Raw genomic sequence first — 18,142 nt, 5'->3', positions numbered from 1 at the left:
ATACCTATTTTAAAATAATTATACGAAAGACAACCGCACATTTATGTGTGATTGTCTTTTTTCTTTATATTAACTTCCCATCTCTAAGCGTCAATATACGATCACATACATCAAGCATTCTTTCATCATGCGTAATCATAATTGCTGCTTTTTGGCTCTCTTTCACTTCACGTTTCATCATTTCAACGACTTCACGTGCGCGTTTTGAGTCTAAACTTGCTGTTGGTTCATCCGCTAATATTAAGTCGGGGTTGTTCATAAACGCACGAGCGATTGCTACCCTTTGTTTTTCCCCGCCAGATAGTTGATTTGGATAATGATTTTTTCTTTCTCCTAATCCAAATGCCGCTAATAAATGATCCGAACGCTTTTCTGAGTCTTGTTTGTTTTCTTTTTTAAGCTTTGCAATATAAAGCAATTGTTCTTTAACATTTAAATATGGAACAAGATTTGCAAACTGGAAAATGAAGCCGATTTTTTTCAAACGAATATCTGTCATTTCCTTTTCTGATAACTGTGTAATATTTTGCTCACGAATGTAAATATCCCCTTTTGAAGGTGATAATAATGCACCCGCGATTGATAATAACGTACTTTTCCCTGATCCAGAAGGACCAACGATTCCGATAAATTCTCCAGCTTTCACATCAAGGGACATCGGATGAAGGGCTGTTACTTCCGTATTCCCTTCTCCGTACACTTTACTTACTTTGTCTAATTTCAATAATGAAGTCATTACATCCCGCCTCCAATTGCTTCTAATGCATCAACTTTTAATACTTGGTATAACGAAATAAGTGTTCCTAAAATACTAATTACGATAAAGATTGCTGCATATTGTGCAATCATCGGTGTTGTTAATAAGAACGGCATACCTGCTGGTAAAATTTGTTCTAATCCTTGTACAAGGACAATACTAATTACCATCGCAACGACTGATAAGAATAACGCCTGCACGACTAAGCTATTTGCTAAATAAGAATTCTTTGTACCGATTGCTTTTAATACACCTAATTGTTGTGTTTTTTGCAGTGTAATGACGTAGAAGAATACACCGATTAGTAACGCAGCGATAACAAGTAAGAACGCAATGATCATCGTTAATGTTCCTTGCTCTTCTTTAAATCCTGGAATACTTTGTAATACTTCTTTTTTGTCGATAACATGTGCATTTTTAATTTCTTTATCTGTATGCAGCGCAATTGCACTATAATCTTTTTGGTTTGGTTGTGAAATAGAGCCCCATACGTCTTCATTTACATACACGACTGGTGTATGGCTAAACATTTGGTCTTTCGTAAATCCAACAATTGTAAATTCTTTCTTTGAAACAGGATCAATAATTGTATCGCCAATATCGATTCCTTTTTCTTTAATTGATTCATCAGCAACCATTTCGTTATTTGCTGTACCTAATTTCTTACCTTTTACAATGTTCGGTTCTAAAAATGAATCACGTTCACTGGAGAAAATAGCAACATCCACTTTTTTCGAACTATCTTTCTTTTCATACGTTGAAACTTTCACACGAAACGGAACGGCCTCTTTCTCGCCTACTTGATTTACTACGTTATCTACATCATCTTTCTTAATTTGTGAACGAAGTAATTTATTTTCCGCATCATCTGCTAAAACAAACTTGTTTGCCTCCATATTTTGAATCGATGAAGCATTATCATATGATAGTCCATTTGCTAATCCTGAAATAACAAGAACTAAAAATGATAATAACACCATAATCAGTCCGATTAATCCGTATCTTAATTTTGATTGTTTCAATTCACGCAGAGCTAAAAACATTTCGCTCGCTCCTTCCTCTTTTTTTCTATGCACTAATCATAAAAAAGAAATATGAACGGAATATGAACAGAAGATTACAGAGGAGAAGATTTAATTTTCAGAAAGTATTGAAAATAACTAGAATCCTTGATACAATTCAGTCAAATAATCTTGACCGAGTAATTTTATTTAAGGAGTTGATCATTTTGAAGCCCATGTTAACACTCACTACTTATAGCCAACTAAAAGCAATAAGCGATCCACTACGTGTCGAAATGATGATGCGTCTATGCGAACGTCCTTATACAGGACAACTACTATCTGAGAAATTCGGCATTCCAAGGGCGAAAATTCATTATCATTTAAAAGAATTAGAAAAGAATGGTTTTATAGAAATTGTTTATACAGAAGAAAAGAATGGCATCATTCAAAAGTTTTATCAATCTGTCGCTAAAGGCTTCACCCCTGCCGCGAACCTATTACCTCATTTAGAAATATTAAGCGAATCCGGTCGCCAAATCTTTTTACAAATGACGGAAATGACGAAAAGCCATATTCTCGCTGCACCTGAAGAAGCTTTTACATTACGGAAAATCAGCGAAGATCCAGCTGAGTGGAATTACGTTTCATCTTGCTGGGAGTTTGATGCTACGCCAGAACAATTTCAAGTGTGGGTGAAAAAGTTTTATGAAGTGATGTCTGAATTAAACGAGATTACAAAAGATGCAGATAAAGATCCAAATAGTAAATCTTATTACATTTCTACTACTGCACTACAAATCGACGAACGAGCGATGCAGCGCTTTGTGAAAAAAGAAGAAAAATCGTAATACGATTTTTTTTACATAAACGGTCAAATTTATTTTACCGAATAAATTTATTATAAAGGAGTAGATTAAATGGACATATTGAAAAACCGGAATTTCCTCTTATTGTTTTTAGGGAGAATTTTTACAAACATAGGAGATAGTTTGTATTATGTAGCGGCGATGTGGCTCGTATATAAACTGAGTGGTAATCCTTTTTATTCTGGATTGGCTGGTTTCCTTACATTATTACCTTCTGCACTTCAATTTCTTACCGGTCCATTCGTTGATAGATGGTCAATCAAAAACACCCTCGTCATTACACAAGTTTTGCAATGTATTCTTATATTAATCATTCCTATTACACACTACTTCGACCTATTAACTGTTCAACTACTACTCATCATTATGCCCATCGTAGCCTTTATCGAACAATTCACCTATCCCGCACAATCAAAAGCTTTACCACTTCTATTGAATAAAACACAATTATTAAAAGGAAATTCACTCTTTTCATTTGCATATCAAGGCATTGATTTAATTTGCACGACGCTTTCTGGCATATTAGTAGCACTACTTGGCGCAATCACTTTATATGTAATCGACTCTTTCACATTCGCGATTACTGCCCTTTTGTTCTTTTCATTGAAAATGCCAAAGCAAGCGGAAAACAATACATCACTTTCAACTAAACAATATTTCTCTGATTTAAAAGAAGGCTTTTCGATCGTCTTCCGTTCATTAATGGGCGCCTTCTTAATCGGTTCAGTTGTCGCTAATTTTTCAATCGGTATGACAATGGCGATACTCCCTTCTTACGCTGATTCTGTTGGAGGCGTGAAATCATATGGCTTCTTCTTAGCTGCTATATCAGCAGGTAGTCTCATCGGTGCATTATTCAGTTCATGGGTTGGCAAACGTAATGTTGGCCGTGTCTCCATTATTAGCTTTGCGACTGGCGCTATCTTTTGGTTTCTCTCTACGATTGTACCGTTTCAATGGCTATCTATTTTCTTATTCGGCCTAGCTTGGATACCAATCGGTGCCACCAACATATTATTTGCGACAATTAGTCAAATTGCAATTCCAAATCAATATCTTGGACGCATTAACTCAGTCATGCGAAGTATGGGCACAATTGCTATGCCGTTCGGTTCTTTAATTGGCGGATACACCGCAAATGTATTTAGTAGCCAACTCATTTTTGCGCTCGCTAGCATCGGTATTTTATTTATTTCTCTCATATGGCTGCTTCATCCGAAATTACGAGCATTGCCGAAAGCTGATGAAATTACAGCGGATACTTTTGGAGTTCATTTTAGGGAAGAGCGCGGGAAAGGTACAGCTTTATAGCAGGAACAAACATAACCCCGTTCTAGATTTGGGACGGGGTTAAAATGTAGTTATTTAATTTTGGATGTAAAATACTTCACTAAAAATATAACAATAGCACCAACTAAAACGTTCAATTAACGATTTGATGGCCAAGACCCCTGCATTTTCCTTAATTGAATAATTTGGCCTGTATGATAAGCATCATGAAGCATGATGTCCAGTAATTTCTTCTCAAGTGAATTTTGTTCAAGCTCTTTTTCGGAAATCGCGCTCAATACCTGTCTTAAATTACGCTGAGCATTTTCAGAACGTTCAACGACTTCCTTCCATTCCGTGTCATCATTAGATTGCTTAGTAAGATAAAAAGTGTCATTACCGTCAAGATTATGTGTCCATTCACGGCCTTCCAAGTTTGCAGCAAGCCTCTCTTTGTAATAAATGAGATGATTAACGCTCTCCCAAATGGTATTCGTTGCCTCACCATATGGTTTCCACATAGCCTGTTCGGCTGTAAGTCCTTCTATAGCATGTTTAAACGGTGCATACCAACTCTCTTTATCGAATGTTGAATCTAGTACGTTTAATAACAAGTCAATTCGTTTCAAAGTAATTTCCTCCCTATACGGTTCAAATTTTAATACAATCCTTATAACTCTGTAGAGATTCTACATGTTTAAATAAACTTCCTCCTGAGCTCACTCCACAAACTCGTCCGATTATGTAATGAAAATGACTCACATTTTTTCACTTTACACGTATACTAGAAACCAAAAAAGAAGAGGCCCTTCCGTAGCAGCCTCTTTCATCTATTTCGGAAGCTCCACCTGAACAGTAGTCCCTTCCCCTTTCGTACTATACACTGAAACGTTTCCGTTATGCAGTTCTACAATCTTCTGTACAATCGATAATCCTAAACCGCTACCTTCTACGTTTCTTGCTCTTGCTGTATCTACTTTGTAAAAACGATCAAATATACGATCCATTTCTTCTGTTTCCATACCAATTCCGTTGTCTGATATATAGATCATCACACTTGATTCTAATTCTTCTACAACAAATTCAATCGTTCCGCCGTCGTTTGAAAACTTAATACTATTCGTAAAGATGTTACTCCATACTTGATGAAGTAAGTTTTCATCGCCTTGTATTGTAATGTCTGGCACATCAAATTCAACAGCGATATCTTTTTCACGCCATTTCCATTCGAGCATAAAAATGACGTCTTTAATTTGCTTCTGCAGATTAAATTCTTTTATTTGCAATACTTTCTCTTCTTTGTCTAAAGAAGCGAGCGTAAGTAACTGTTTACATAAACTAGACATTCGCTTACTTTCGCCCTCAATAATTTGTAAGTAATGGTTTCTTTCTTCTTCACTCATCTTTTCTGTTTGCAATGTTTTCGAAAAACCTTGTATGGATGAAAGTGGCGATTGAAATTCATGTGAAACGTTCGAAACGAATTCTTGTCTCATTTCATCTAACTCTTTTATACTTTTCGTCATCTTTTGGAAGCTTGTAGATAACGTACCAATTTCATCTTTTCGTTTTACATCTAATTCAATTTCATATTTACCACTCGCAATTTTTTGCGTAGCCCTCGTGAACTTACGAATTGGGCGAATGATATACCCTGCTGCAATCGCAATAAAAATAATACTTAATAAAACGATAAACCCTAGTAATACCGCTAGAAAAATTCGCATCTCACCAAATTGTTGCTGAATGTCAGGACGAATGAATAAAGCGTACTGTTTATCACCGTGTTTTACCGGCACACCGACACTATTAATTAATTCATTATCGAAAAACCCCGTAATAAAGAGGCGTGTTGGATATGTAGAAACGCCGTTAAACGTTTCCCCTTGCAATACTTTACGAACGGTGTCATCACTAATTGTCGTCTTACGAAACGCATTGCCAATACGCTTTCCGTTCTTTTGATCATCGACAATATAAATTTCATATCCTAATTTCGCGATAGACTGTAAGTACGCCTCTTGATTTTCTTCACTTTGCTTTTCATATAACGATTTTACTTCTTCCGCATACATTAAAATCTTTTCACTATTGTACGGTTTTAACTTCACTTGATAGTATACATTTGTTAATAAAAAACCGATAATACTGCTAAGTAGCATGATTCCAACCGTCATAAAAACAAATCTAGAGTATAATGATTTCATCTTATTTCAACTCCAACTTATAACCGAGTCCGCGTACTGTCGTAATTTGAAAATCATCCGTTCGTTTTGAGAAACGATCTCTCAGTCGCTTCACATGAACATCAACTGTTCGTTCGTCCCCTTCAAAATCCATTCCCCATACTAATTCAATTAATTCTTCTCTTGAAAATGTCCTTCCCGGATAACTAGCAAGTTGTGATAATAACTCAAATTCCTTTAATGGAAGCAGAATCGTTTGACCATTACACTTTACTTCGATACCTTTACGATCAATTGTTGTTCCATGAAGTGTAATAATATCAGCACTCACCATTTGATAACGACGCAGTAATGCCTTCATACGGAAAATGACTTCAGCTGGTTCAAATGGCTTTACAATATAATCGTCCGTACCAGAAATGAATCCTTTTTCTTTATCAACTAACTGATCTTTCGCAGTTAATAAAATAACCGGTATATCATGATACTTCCGGATTTCTTCACATAACGTATAGCCATCAACAAACGGCATCATAATGTCTACTATCGCAAGGTGAATATTCTCTTTCTCTAATACGTCTTGTGCTACCTTTCCATCTTCTGCTTCAAAAACTTTAAACCCCTCTTTTTGCAAATGGTAATGTAACAATTCTCTAATATGCTTATCATCATCAGCTAATAAAATATGTATCATCTTCATTAAACCCTCTCTTGTTCATCCTTCTACATCCTTACCTTAAGAAACAATTGGATTTTTTGCAAGAAAAAGAAAAACAAACCAACATTTTAAGATAAATAAAAAGAATCTATTTTGAAAAAAGATTATTCAAAATAGATTCTTACGTTTTAGTATTAAGATTATTTTAATGAAAAGTAATTTCTATGCTTTAGAAATATCTACGAATCCTTCTCCAAATACGTCACGAACATCGTGTATAGCAATGAACGCAGCCGGATCTGTAGTTTGAACAATCCGTTTTAGCTTGACTACTTCTTGCTTATTAATAACAACATAAAGAATTTCCTTCGGAGTTTTCGTGTAATAGCCATGACCTGAGTACACAGTAACCCCTCTGCCCATTAAGGTAGTTACCTTCCCGGCAATTTCATTCGGGTTATCAGAAATAATCGTAATGGCTTTCTTCGGATTTAAACCTTCAATTACAAACTCCATCACTTTCGTTGCTACATATAGCATAATAATTGTTATCATCAGTTTTTCTGCACCAATGATGAAATAAGATGAAAACGCAACAATTAAATCGAAGAACAGTAGACCGTAGCTAATGCTCCATCCTAAATATTTATGCGTCATCCTTGCTAAAATGGTAGTACCTGCTGTTGTTCCGCCAACGCGAATAATAAGACCAATCCCGCACCCAATAAATATTCCTCCGAAAATGGCATTTACAAGCATTTCATCCGAAGCAATCGTCCAACCTTCTGTCAAATGAAGGAATAGCGAATTCGTAACTACAGCGATAATCGTATAAATTGTTGTAATCTTATTCAAAAATTTATAACCAGCTATTAACAAAATCGCATTTAAAATTAAGTTAACTAAGCCTGGTGACCATTCAAATAAATAATACGTAATAATCGTGATACCAGTTACTCCACCCTCACCAAACTCGTTCGGGATAACAAACAAATTGACACCTAACGCAAATAGAAATGCACCAATAATAATAAAAATAATGTCTGTCGTTCTTTTTTTCATACAGTACCTCACTTCTTATGTAAATATTTATTCTGTCATAAACTCTCACCATTATATCGTGGAATATTCAAATCGAACAGTGGTTTATTTTTATTTTAATATAGGATGATAAAACAACTTTATCCTATATCCACATGTAATTTAAAAAGTAAAACAACTGTATTTATTATGTACTACAAGTAAAGTTTTGATTTCACATGCAGTTGATGCTAAAAAATGAATATGAACACTCACTCGCACAAACTTCGAATACAAAACAAATAGGCGAAGCTATAGAATAGACTTCGCATCAAACATTTGATCCCAGAGATTTATATTCATACATTCCAGAAATAAATTTACTTATCTTTCTCCATATATTCTTTAATCTTTCGTTCTTCCCACTCTTTTCCGAATATCCCAACTGGAAAAGTTGTCAAACCGTGTATAACGATACCGATCCCCCAACCTGCAAGTGGATATACAAACCATAATTTACTTGAATCAGAGCTTATATTTATAATAAAAAGCATTAAGTTCACTAGTATATAGACCGTTAAATGAATATAAAACGCTTGTAAATTCTCTACCCTTTTTTTAGCTCGTAAATAAACCTCATCTCGCTCCACCCTTAAACACCTCTTTTCATATTGTTTTTTTCACCTTCGCTCCAGTATTAACATCATATTCTAATCAGAAATCCGTTATTCTCAAAAAAACATAAAACAAAAAAGTACCCATCGAATTATCATACATATGATGATTCGATGGATACTGCATGATACATTTGTTATTTACAAGCGTCTAATTAAGACCAAATCCAAACATCATCATTATTTTCAACGTCGCTCTTTACCTCATGAACTTTTTCAATGTTGTCCGTTGTGTTCCAGTTAATAGAACTTCCGCCCCATCCTACAAACTTCATATCAATTTTTACTTTCTCACCCGTATGAAATACTTGTCCCTTCGTTAAGAAAACATCAATAATAACTTTCTTCCCGTTTAGTGATGGATACTCAACTACGACATATTTAGTAGAACCTTCTCCTTCCTCTTCCCTCGTTCCTACTTTTGATACTTCCCCAATCACATAATCAGGAGAACCATCTTCTTTCATGTGCATACCTAATTTATGTGACGTATTTTCAACTGAATTTGCAATCATATATTCCGTGAAATTACGCATCATAGATCCAGTAACTTTTACTTCATCTCCTACTTTCACATTTGAAAGGGAATCCATATACACACTAACAGGTTCCTCATATTGCTTAGATTTTACGACAATTACACCGTTATCTACTTCTATTACTCGTCCTTCTAACGTCGAGAAATTGGATTCCATAGAAGCGGCACTCGCTTTTGACAGTTCTAATCCTGGTAAATTCGTTCCTGATAATGCTGCGATTCCTAAAGCACCTGCTAAAATTATTTTTTTCATACCCATATGTAACCTCTCCATTCATGATGATTATATTTTTTGATTGGATACGACCAACCTGTAACCATTATAGTTACAGGTTGTACAAAATAGCAACTATCTTTCTTATGCAATGTTGCATACTGTAACTTTTAAATATACTCAACACTAAGACTGAATTCTTAAATACTGGCAGGTAAACGGATTAATGATGAAGAAAATAATGTGATGCATCATATTTTTTCAATGCTACAGTTTGTATAATCGTAGTCCATTACATTATGTAGGAGCGGAGTTAATATGTTAAAGAAACCAAAGAGATTACAGGCAGGAGATATTGTGGCAACAGTAAGTCCTTCATGGGGAGGCGCAGGCGATTCTGAGATAAGATGGCGTTATGAACAAGGAGTAAAAAGATTAGAAGAAGTTTTCGGTCTTACGGTTATCCCAATGCCAAATAGTTTAAAAGGTAGCGAATTCATTTATAACAATCCACAGGCTCGTGCGGAAGATTTAATGACAGCTTTTAAGGATACGCGCGTGAAAGCAATTATTGCGAATATTGGCGGTGAAGATAGCATCCGCTTACTTCCTTATATAGATTTTAATGTAATACGTGAAAATCCGAAAATTTTTATGGGGTACTCTGACGTTACCGTTTCACACTTGTTTTGTCATAAAGCAGGAGTTTCCTCTTTTTACGGTCCAGCCATTTTAACTGATTTTGCCGAAAATGTAGAGATGGATCCATATACAGTTGAAATGGTAAATCGGACTCTCTTTTCAAATGAGACAATTGGCGAGATTCAACCAGCTCCTGAATGGACAAGTGAGCGTTTAGAATGGATAGAGGTAAATAAAGATACAAGGCGTACGATGCAACAAAACAATGGCTATGAACTACTTCAAGGCTCTACTACCGTACAAGGACGCTTAATTGGTGGTTGTATAGAAGTATTGGAATTTGCAAAAGGTACGGAGCTTTGGCCTGAGAAAAAATATTGGGAGAATCGTATCCTTTTCTTTGAAACTTCTGAAGACCATCCAGAACCAAGCTATATAAAGTATTGGTTACGAAATTATGCAGCACAAGGCATTCTGCAAAAAGCAAGGGGCATCATTTTTGGTAAACCAAAAGACGAAATGTATTATGAAGAATATAAACATGAAATACTGCAAGTTATGAAAGAACATAATTTAGAAGATTTGCCGATTCTTTATAATTTAAATTTCGGCCATACCGAGCCAAAGTTTATTTTACCTTACGGCGCAATGGCAGAAATTGATTGTGAAAATGGATCTTTCTCTATTTTAGAGAGTGGCGTGGAATAAAGGAAAACTTTAAATAAGTATAGCCATTTTCCTGATCCTACAGAAAAAATAGCGTGTTTTTTCATTTTAGAGAGTATTTTATTTTGGTTAGCTTGATAGCGCCATGAAAGGACCCCAATAAATAAAATCACTCCTATGAGATATAACTGTGAATTAATACTTTTTAAAAGTATATAATTGGAGGGAGATTACGTGTATGGAAGTAACATTTACAGTAAGTAAATGGGATGAAAAACTAATCGATGATACTAGAAAAGATTTCCCTATCAATATTGCCCATGTTGAATATGATATTGATGGTGAATTAAAAGGAAAAGCTTTTGTTGAATACTTGTTATATTATTTAGACTCAAATATAAATGATGGTCACTTGGCTACTGCTAAAATTTCTGGATTTTTACACTTTGAAGGAATTTATAAGGGGCAACAAGGGACATTTACAGCTATAGAGCAAGGAATATTTGATAAAGGAAATCTAGATTCCCCAGGAACAATTATTAAAGCTACTGGTAACTTAGAAAATCTGAGAGGGTCCTACCATTATCAGTTTACAGGTCAAACTAGTAAACTGATTTTAGAGTTTGAATTTTAGCAAAATATCCTATAATTTAGTGGAAAGGACATTTCTTGTAATACTAGGAATGTCCTTTTTTTGTTGACGAGCTTATTCAACTATTCTTCTATTAGTTAAGAAAAGAACAGAGTATATTACATAACGTCTTATTATCAGTATTCAACGATGCATAAAATTTTCGTTATGGTGGAATTAAAAATCTAAGCTCGAGAGGCATGTGGCCCCCACCTATTCATTACTTTTCCTACTAACTAAAGAATAATCCCAGAAAAACTCCCCTTCATAACTTCTTTTTCAAGTTGATTCCTACATACAAACATCGCAATAATCTTTGTACGATTTTTTTCATCAGGCTCAAATTGTTCAATGGTTACGTCACAACGAATCGTATCACCGCTAAACACAGGACGTAAAAATTCAAAATCCATCTTGCGAGCTAATACGTTATAATCACCGCCAATTTTTGTAGGCAATGTTGATGTTAACAGTCCTTGTACAACGAATCTCCCCTGCTCATCTGGTGTAACATGATGAAGACCTTCATCTTTCGATACTTCCGTAAATAACGCAACATCTTCTTTTGTAAAAGTTCGTTCAAAGGTGATTTTTTCTCCTACTTTCAATTCCATCCATACCCCTCCTCAAAAACACTTTTAACATAAGAAAAACCGAAACTATAATCATTTCGGTTTTTCAATCTAACGAAGTCTATATTTACTTTAAAGAATGTACAAACAACCCACTACGCAGTTTCGGTTCAAACCACGTTGATTTCGGCGGCATAACTTCTCCAGCGTCTGCGATTGCTAATAAAGATTCCATTGATGTCGGATATAGTGAGAACGCTGCTTTATATTCACCGCTATTTACAAGGCGTTCTAGTTCTTCTAATCCGCGGATTCCTCCTACAAAATCGATACGTGAATCAGATCGCGGATCATGTATTTCAAGTACTTGGCTTAATAAATGATCTTGCAGAATAGATACATCTAAACCTTTTACAAGGTCGTTCGCATCAAATGTTTCCTCTTTCACATTGAGCTTATACCATTTCTCGTTTACATACATTCCAAATGTTTTTGGCTCATTTGGTTTATACGGAGAAACAGCTGCTTCTTCTACATAAAAGTATTGTGCAATTTGCTTTAAAAACTGTTCTTCTGATAAGCCGTTTAAATCTTTCACAACTCGGTTATAGTCCCAAATGGATAATTCATCGTGAGGGAATAATACAGATAGGAAGAAATTAAACTCTTCTTCTCCTGTGTAATTCGGATATTGTTCTCTTCGCATGATCCCTACTTTTGCAGCTGATGCAGAGCGGTGATGTCCATCTGCAATGTACAGGTTAGGAATATCTTCAAATAAGTTTACTAAACTTGCAATTACTTCTTCATCAGCTATTTTCCAAGCAACGTGCCTAACGCCGTCTTCTGCTGTAAATGTATAGATTGGCGCATGTTCTTCTTTCCAGCTGGCAATGAAACGCTTTATCTCTTCTTTTGTACGATACGTTAAAAAGATAGGACCCGTATTTGCGTCACATACATCTACGTGGCGAATGCGATCTAGTTCTTTTTCATGACGTGTTCTTTCATGTTTTTTAATTGTATCATCTTCATACTCATCAATCGATGTACAAACGACAAGGCCTGACTGCGTTCTTCCTTGCATCGTCAGTTCATAAATGTATAACGCTGGCTCTTCGTCTTGAGTGAACACTTCTTCTCGTATAAATCGATTTAAATTTTCACCCGCTTTTTCATATACACGATCATCGTACGGTGAAAGTGCCGGGTCTAAATCAATTTCTGCTTTATCAACGTGTAAGAAAGAATACGGATTCCCTTTTACAACCTCTCTTGCTTCTTCACTATTTAATACGTCATACGGTAAAGCTGCAACTTCCCCTGCTTTTTCTTCTACTGGACGAATGGCCCGAAACGGTCGGATTTTTGCCAAGTTCCTCTCTCCTTTACACAATCATTCGAACGGCTACAACACCTGTAATTTTGCTTATATTTTCCACTATATTCTCTTTTATTATATCATCAATTCCGTTATCAATATCAATCATTGTGTACGCCCAAGAATGTTTACTACGATTAATCATATCGGCAATATTAATATGATGTTCTGCTAAACATCCTGTAATTTGTCCTACCATGTTCGGAACGTTTTGATGCATAATCGTAATTCGTTTTTTTCCGATATACGGCAGTTCGACGTTTGGATAGTTTACTGAATTACGAATATTTCCTGTCTCTAAATATTCACGTAATTGGCGCGCTGCCATGATCGCACAATTTTCTTCCGATTCAGACGTAGATGCACCAAGATGAGGCGTCGCTGTTACATTTTTCATCTTTATCACATTTTCATTCGGGAAGTCTGTTACGTAATGCGTAATAACATCTTCTTCTAACGCTTTTTGAAGAACATTTTCATCTACAAGTTCTCCTCTAGAGAAATTGAATAAACGCATACCTTTTTTCATCTTCTCTACAGCGTGTTCACCAATAATTCCCTTCGTTTGATTCGTAAGAGGAATATGAAGTGTAATATAATCACATGTTGCAAAAATTTCATCTAAACTAAATGCTCTTTGCACATGTGTTGAAAGGCGCCATGCAGTTTCAACTGAAATGTAAGGATCATATCCGACAACGTCCATTCCTAAAGCTAACGCATCATTCGCAACTAAAGCACCGATTGCACCAAGGCCGATTACACCTAGACGTTTCCCTGCAATTTCTGATCCAACGAATTGTTTTTTCCCTGATTCAACAAGCTGCGGTACTTCTTCACCCTCTAAATTTTTCGTCCAGCTTACACCGTTAATAATGTTACGTGAAGACATAATAAGACTAGCGATAATAAGCTCCTTTACTGCATTGGCATTCGCTCCTGGTGTATTAAATACTACAATCCCTTTTTCTGTACATCTCTCGACAGGAATATTATTTACACCAGCACCAGCTCTTGCAATCGCCTTTAATTCTTTTGAAAATTCTTCTTGGTGTAAAGAATAGCTGCGAAGTAAAATACCGTCTGGGTGGTCCATTCTATCCCCTACTTCATAACGCTCTCCGTCAAGAACTTGCAAACCCTTTTCCGCAATTTGATTTAACGTTTGAACACGAAACATATCCCCATCTCCCTATCTATTCTCAAACTCAAATTCCTTCATATAATTTACTAATTGCTGTACACCGTGTACTGGCATCGCATTGTAAATACTTGCACGCATACCACCGACTGAGCGATGTCCTTTTAACGTAACAAGGCCGTGTTCTTTCGCTTTTTGTAAAAACTCATTGTTCAGCTCTTCTGACTGTGTTGTAAACGGAATATTCATAAGTGATCGATACGTAGGATCAACTGGTGAAGTAAACAATTTTGATTCATCTAAGAAATTGTAAAGAAGTGAAGATTTCATTCTATTCTGTTCTTCAATCGCAGATACCCCGCCTTGCTCTTTCAACCACTCTAGTACAAGTTTCGTTACGTAAATACTAAAGGACGGCGGTGTATTATATAAGGAGTTATTTTTGCTGTAAGTTTCATAGTTTAACATTGTAGGACAAGAGCGTTCTGCTCCCCCAATTAAATCTCTTTTTATAATAGCAATCGTTAAGCCCGCTGGCCCTAAATTCTTTTGCGCTCCCGCATATATAAGACCAAACTTCGTAACATCATATTGTTCTGATAAAATATTTGAGGACATATCCGTAACGAGCGGTACTGTATCTAAACGTGGAATGTCCACATATTTCGTACCCTCAATTGTATTGTTTGTTGTAATATGTACATAATCTAGTTTTTCATCGCCTAGTAAACCATCCAGTTTAGGAATTGTAGTAAACTTCTCTTTTTCAGAAGAAGCAAGCACTTGTACTTCTCCTACTTTTTCAGCTTCTTGCAGTGCCTTTTTAGACCATGAACCAGTCAATACGTACCCTGCTTTTTTGTACGTATTCATTACATTTAACGGTATCATAGAGAATTGTAATGACGCACCGCCTTGTAAAAACAGTACTTCATACTCATCAGGAATGTTCATTAATTCACGAAGTAGTTTACTCGCTTCATCTATAATACTTTGAAAATAAGAAGATCGATGACTCATTTCCATAATAGACATGCCTGTCCCGTTATAATTTACAAGCTCCTTTTGCACTTTCTCTAAAACTGGCAAAGGGAGTATTGATGGTCCAGCTGAAAAATTATATACTCTCTCCATCACCTTAATAACCTCCCTATTTCTCATTTTTATTAATTTTTAAACTTTCTGAATTATAACCCGAAATATAATACGTGGTCAATTTGTTTTCCACTATTACGGCGCAAGACGCAATGGAATCGCTTGCAATTGCAAACTATTTTTTATAAACATACAAAAAAGTGTTAAGTACATAATCGTACTTAACACTCTAGTAATAAAGTATAATTGCTAATTGTCCGTGAAGAACCTATCAAAAATTTGATAAATAGCAGAAAGACCAAAGAGCCAATAAATAGTGTCCACAAGCGCCGGCATAGAACCAAACCATTTCTCAACTACATTGTAATCTAACGCTACAAATAACCAATTCAAACCGCCAAGAATCACCAAAATTACTGTAAGGTAAGACAAAAATTTCATTATGATTGCCCCCTAGGTGATAAGATGGTGAAAGGCCTTTCTCTAGAAATATATGTGGTAAAATTCAAAACTTACCTATTTAATAAAAATTATTTTTGATACCAGCCATTAATAACCGTTTCGGCTTCTTTACTATGTATTTGATACGCATGTGTACTATCATTAGAGCCAATAAACCAAATAGAAAAACCTTTAAAATACGGTTTCGTTTCTAATACTTCTCGGTAAGCGCGCCATCCGTTTAATTGTACGTCCTTTGAAAACATATTAGAAACATCTGGATTCCACGGATTTTGTAATCCAAGCTCACGCGCCGGAACGTTAAATCCACCAAAATAAACGGGCTTTCCTGTTGCTTTATGTAATTGTTCCAATTGCTGCACAACATTTTGCCCACGATTATACACTGTCGTCGCAAATAAACTTTGCTTTACTTCTTCGTATGTTGGATTTCTTTTTCCCGAAACTTCAAACCAACTATCGATACTTACAATATCAACCTTTTTTAAATACGGACGATTGATTTTCTCCTTAAACTTTGCTTCATACGAAAGATCAAAGCTTGCTGTTAACCACCAATTCATTTGATACAAAACATTTCCTTTATACTGCTTACGAACAAAATCAATCGTATCGTTCCAGTATCCTTCTGCATATTCCATGTTCACGAAATTAGAGGCAATCTTAAGTCCGTACACATTGTATTTACTCGTAATCGAATGAAAGATGTCTTGCAGAATAACCGTTTTCCAATTCCAGAAGAAATCATTAATATTACTCGGATTCCATTCCGTTTCCCCAACATTTCCTTGCTGAATATATGGGAACGGTTCCACAATAACTTGAATATTACGCTTTGATAATTCTTGAATTAAAATAATAGCCTGTTGCTTTTGCGCTTGATTAATTACCATGTTCGTAGAAGTCACGTTCGGAATATCTACCTGAATCGGTACATTTACTGTATTTAAATTTAAGCGCTCTACATCCGCTAACACTTTCGATACATTTCCAACTTCCCACACCGTTACGTTTCCTGACTTTATCTTTCCTGATTGAACAGTATTCACATCTGCCTGTACATTTCCTTGGAAACAAAAAGAAAACAACATCATACACACTCCTAAAAAACTTACTAAACTCTTATTTTTCTTCACAACTTTCCTCCTATAATTTTTGGCATTCTTGCTTATTCTATACAACGTTTCACATATATTCCATTAAAAAAAGAGTGGAATTTTCATCCATAAAAATGCTATTCATCCTTTATTCATATCTTATTCATACTAACCTCCTAAAAATAGTAAGGTAAATAAAAAGGAGCTTATTTCCGCTCCTTTTTTGTCCTTATACAATTGAAATTGTCGCCTTCCTTCTAACGGCCTAATTAAATTATATTTTTCATATAAATAAATTTTTATAATCATAAATGTATCAAAAAAATTTTATCTATATTCGCTTTTTATTTGTATTACTTTTATATTTACTTCATTATTTACTTTTGCAGTTAAGAATTCCTTTGTTCTTCTTTCAAAAATCACACCATCATACAAATAAATGCTTAACTGTGTACAAAGTAATAATTACTTCTTTAAGAAGTACCCATTTTCTTGTCTCAATATATGGACAAGAAAATGGGTACCAAATGAAAGGTGTCTATAGTTAATTCAGCATTCTACACTGTATAATTAGTTCCTACTTTCATGTCTTTCTACATCACAGTTATTGACTTTCTTGAATCCATATTGTTTCCGTATCTCCAGTAATCTTGTTTAAAGCTCGTTCAGCTACAATAACTGTTGATGCTGTAATATAAAGGTAATCCAAAAAAGTAATCGTAATTAAACTTGAGAAAGCGGATGATGGTTAGAAAATTAGTAAATCATAAAAAAACGTCCTAGAATTCTAGGACGTTTTTTTAGTTCCCTCAATCTTCTTCTTCGAAATCACGTAGACTAGCAAGTAATTCTGTAAATGTTGAGCAAACAGGATATATTGCTTCCTCTATGTCTTCTTCCTCATGATCCCAGAATACGATTATTGGTGAATCAGTGTTGTTTCGATAATCAAAGCATAGAAGATTGCCGAATGGATCTCTAGCAAAAGGATATATTTTGTCAGGTAATCTATCTTTCGTACTATTATATGTTTCTAGAATTGAATATTTTCTATCAGAATCTAAGGTTAAAAGATTATTAAGTGAATTTTCATCTTGATTTGGAATGTTAAATGTATCTGGCGTTGGATATCCACCATCATATTTTTGTACACAATCAATAAAATCATTAGGAAATTTAATATTTAAGTATTGTTCTAATTGTTTAATTTGGTCATCTGTTACTCTTTTTTCATTTACATTAATCCATGTAATGTGACTCATGGCTAAA

The 18,142-nt window shown here is 35.1% G+C and carries 19 protein-coding genes; 4 read left to right on the top strand and 15 right to left on the bottom strand.

The genetic code is table 11. The annotated features are described in order from the left end of the window. Positions 1-64 precede the first annotated feature (64 nt). Positions 65-736: an ABC transporter ATP-binding protein gene (locus tag ILT06_RS15480; protein ID WP_088047167.1), complete on the bottom strand. Its 672-nt coding sequence runs from the start codon at positions 734-736 to the stop codon at positions 65-67. After that, positions 736-1,800, bottom strand: coding sequence for an ABC transporter permease (locus tag ILT06_RS15475; protein ID WP_149174087.1), 1,065 nt, complete (start codon positions 1,798-1,800; stop codon positions 736-738). Before ILT06_RS15475 ends, ILT06_RS15480 begins: the two co-directional genes overlap by 1 nt. 185 nt (positions 1,801-1,985) lie before the next feature. On the opposite strand from ILT06_RS15475, the gene ILT06_RS15470 reads away from it, so the two are divergent. Further along, the gene (locus tag ILT06_RS15470; protein WP_048559929.1) at positions 1,986-2,609 is read left to right on the top strand and encodes an ArsR/SmtB family transcription factor; all 624 of its coding nucleotides are present in this window, start codon (positions 1,986-1,988) and stop codon (positions 2,607-2,609) included. A 69-nt stretch (positions 2,610-2,678) separates the two neighbouring features. After that, entirely contained in the window at positions 2,679-3,938 is a 1,260-nt protein-coding gene (locus ILT06_RS15465; protein WP_222655265.1) for an MFS transporter, read from the top strand. A 116-nt stretch (positions 3,939-4,054) separates the two neighbouring features. Here the strand turns inward: ILT06_RS15465 and ILT06_RS15460 are convergent, their stop codons facing one another. The 6 genes from ILT06_RS15460 to ILT06_RS15435 form a co-directional block, all read right to left on the bottom strand. Then, positions 4,055-4,525 (bottom strand): DinB family protein, encoded by a 471-nt coding sequence (locus ILT06_RS15460; RefSeq protein WP_064475810.1) that lies wholly within the window; start codon positions 4,523-4,525, stop codon positions 4,055-4,057. Between the two features lie 201 nt (positions 4,526-4,726). Further along, positions 4,727-6,103 (bottom strand): sensor histidine kinase, encoded by a 1,377-nt coding sequence (locus ILT06_RS15455; RefSeq protein ID WP_064475811.1) that lies wholly within the window; start codon positions 6,101-6,103, stop codon positions 4,727-4,729. A 1-nt stretch (position 6,104) separates the two neighbouring features. Then, positions 6,105-6,782: a response regulator transcription factor gene (locus ILT06_RS15450; RefSeq protein WP_222655264.1), complete on the bottom strand. Its 678-nt coding sequence runs from the start codon at positions 6,780-6,782 to the stop codon at positions 6,105-6,107. Positions 6,783-6,962: 180 nt separating this feature from the next. Beyond that, a complete protein-coding gene (locus ILT06_RS15445; RefSeq protein WP_000747488.1) occupies positions 6,963-7,802 on the bottom strand; it encodes a YitT family protein in 840 nt (279 codons plus the stop codon). Positions 7,803-8,140: 338 nt separating this feature from the next. Continuing rightward, entirely contained in the window at positions 8,141-8,410 is a 270-nt protein-coding gene (locus tag ILT06_RS15440; RefSeq protein WP_000438999.1) for a 2TM domain-containing protein, read from the bottom strand. Positions 8,411-8,589: 179 nt separating this feature from the next. Beyond that, on the bottom strand, positions 8,590-9,231 hold the full coding sequence (locus tag ILT06_RS15435; RefSeq protein WP_064475812.1) for an ATP F0F1 synthase subunit alpha: 642 nt from the start codon (positions 9,229-9,231) through the stop codon (positions 8,590-8,592). Between the two features lie 273 nt (positions 9,232-9,504). Between ILT06_RS15435 and ILT06_RS15430 the strand changes: the two genes are divergently transcribed. Further along, positions 9,505-10,536, top strand: coding sequence for a S66 family peptidase (locus ILT06_RS15430; RefSeq protein ID WP_064475813.1), 1,032 nt, complete (start codon positions 9,505-9,507; stop codon positions 10,534-10,536). A gap of 196 nt (positions 10,537-10,732) precedes the next feature. Next, a complete protein-coding gene (locus ILT06_RS15425; protein WP_000454078.1) occupies positions 10,733-11,128 on the top strand; it encodes a DUF3224 domain-containing protein in 396 nt (131 codons plus the stop codon). Between the two features lie 233 nt (positions 11,129-11,361). Here ILT06_RS15425 and ILT06_RS15420 read toward each other — a convergent pair whose 3' ends face one another. From ILT06_RS15420 to ILT06_RS15390, 7 genes are all read right to left on the bottom strand, one after another. After that, a complete protein-coding gene (locus tag ILT06_RS15420) occupies positions 11,362-11,739 on the bottom strand; it encodes a hotdog family protein (protein WP_222655263.1) in 378 nt (125 codons plus the stop codon). Between the two features lie 85 nt (positions 11,740-11,824). Further along, positions 11,825-13,072 carry a DUF1015 domain-containing protein gene (locus tag ILT06_RS15415; RefSeq protein WP_222655262.1) on the bottom strand — a complete coding sequence of 416 codons (1,248 nt, stop codon included), beginning with the start codon at positions 13,070-13,072 and terminating at the stop codon, positions 11,825-11,827. Positions 13,073-13,085: 13 nt separating this feature from the next. Further along, on the bottom strand, positions 13,086-14,258 hold the full coding sequence (locus ILT06_RS15410) for a 3-phosphoglycerate dehydrogenase family protein (protein WP_064475817.1): 1,173 nt from the start codon (positions 14,256-14,258) through the stop codon (positions 13,086-13,088). Positions 14,259-14,270: 12 nt separating this feature from the next. Further along, positions 14,271-15,353 carry a 3-phosphoserine/phosphohydroxythreonine transaminase gene (gene serC / locus ILT06_RS15405; protein WP_222655261.1) on the bottom strand — a complete coding sequence of 361 codons (1,083 nt, stop codon included), beginning with the start codon at positions 15,351-15,353 and terminating at the stop codon, positions 14,271-14,273. A 210-nt stretch (positions 15,354-15,563) separates the two neighbouring features. Next, complete coding sequence (locus tag ILT06_RS15400; protein WP_000670800.1) at positions 15,564-15,755, bottom strand: DUF378 domain-containing protein; 192 nt, start codon at positions 15,753-15,755, stop codon at positions 15,564-15,566. 89 nt (positions 15,756-15,844) lie between these two features. Beyond that, on the bottom strand, positions 15,845-16,912 hold the full coding sequence (locus tag ILT06_RS15395; RefSeq protein WP_064475818.1) for a glycoside hydrolase family 113: 1,068 nt from the start codon (positions 16,910-16,912) through the stop codon (positions 15,845-15,847). 770 nt (positions 16,913-17,682) lie between these two features. Further along, complete coding sequence (locus ILT06_RS15390; RefSeq protein ID WP_000018399.1) at positions 17,683-18,135, bottom strand: SMI1/KNR4 family protein; 453 nt, start codon at positions 18,133-18,135, stop codon at positions 17,683-17,685. Positions 18,136-18,142 lie beyond the last annotated feature (7 nt).

It is taken from the genome of Bacillus sp. 17RED48 (genome assembly GCF_019837545.1).
Lineage (GTDB): Bacteria > Bacillota > Bacilli > Bacillales > Bacillaceae_G > Bacillus_A > Bacillus_A wiedmannii.
Note: the sequence above shows the minus strand (reverse complement) of the source record. Positions and strands in the feature narration are given on the sequence as shown.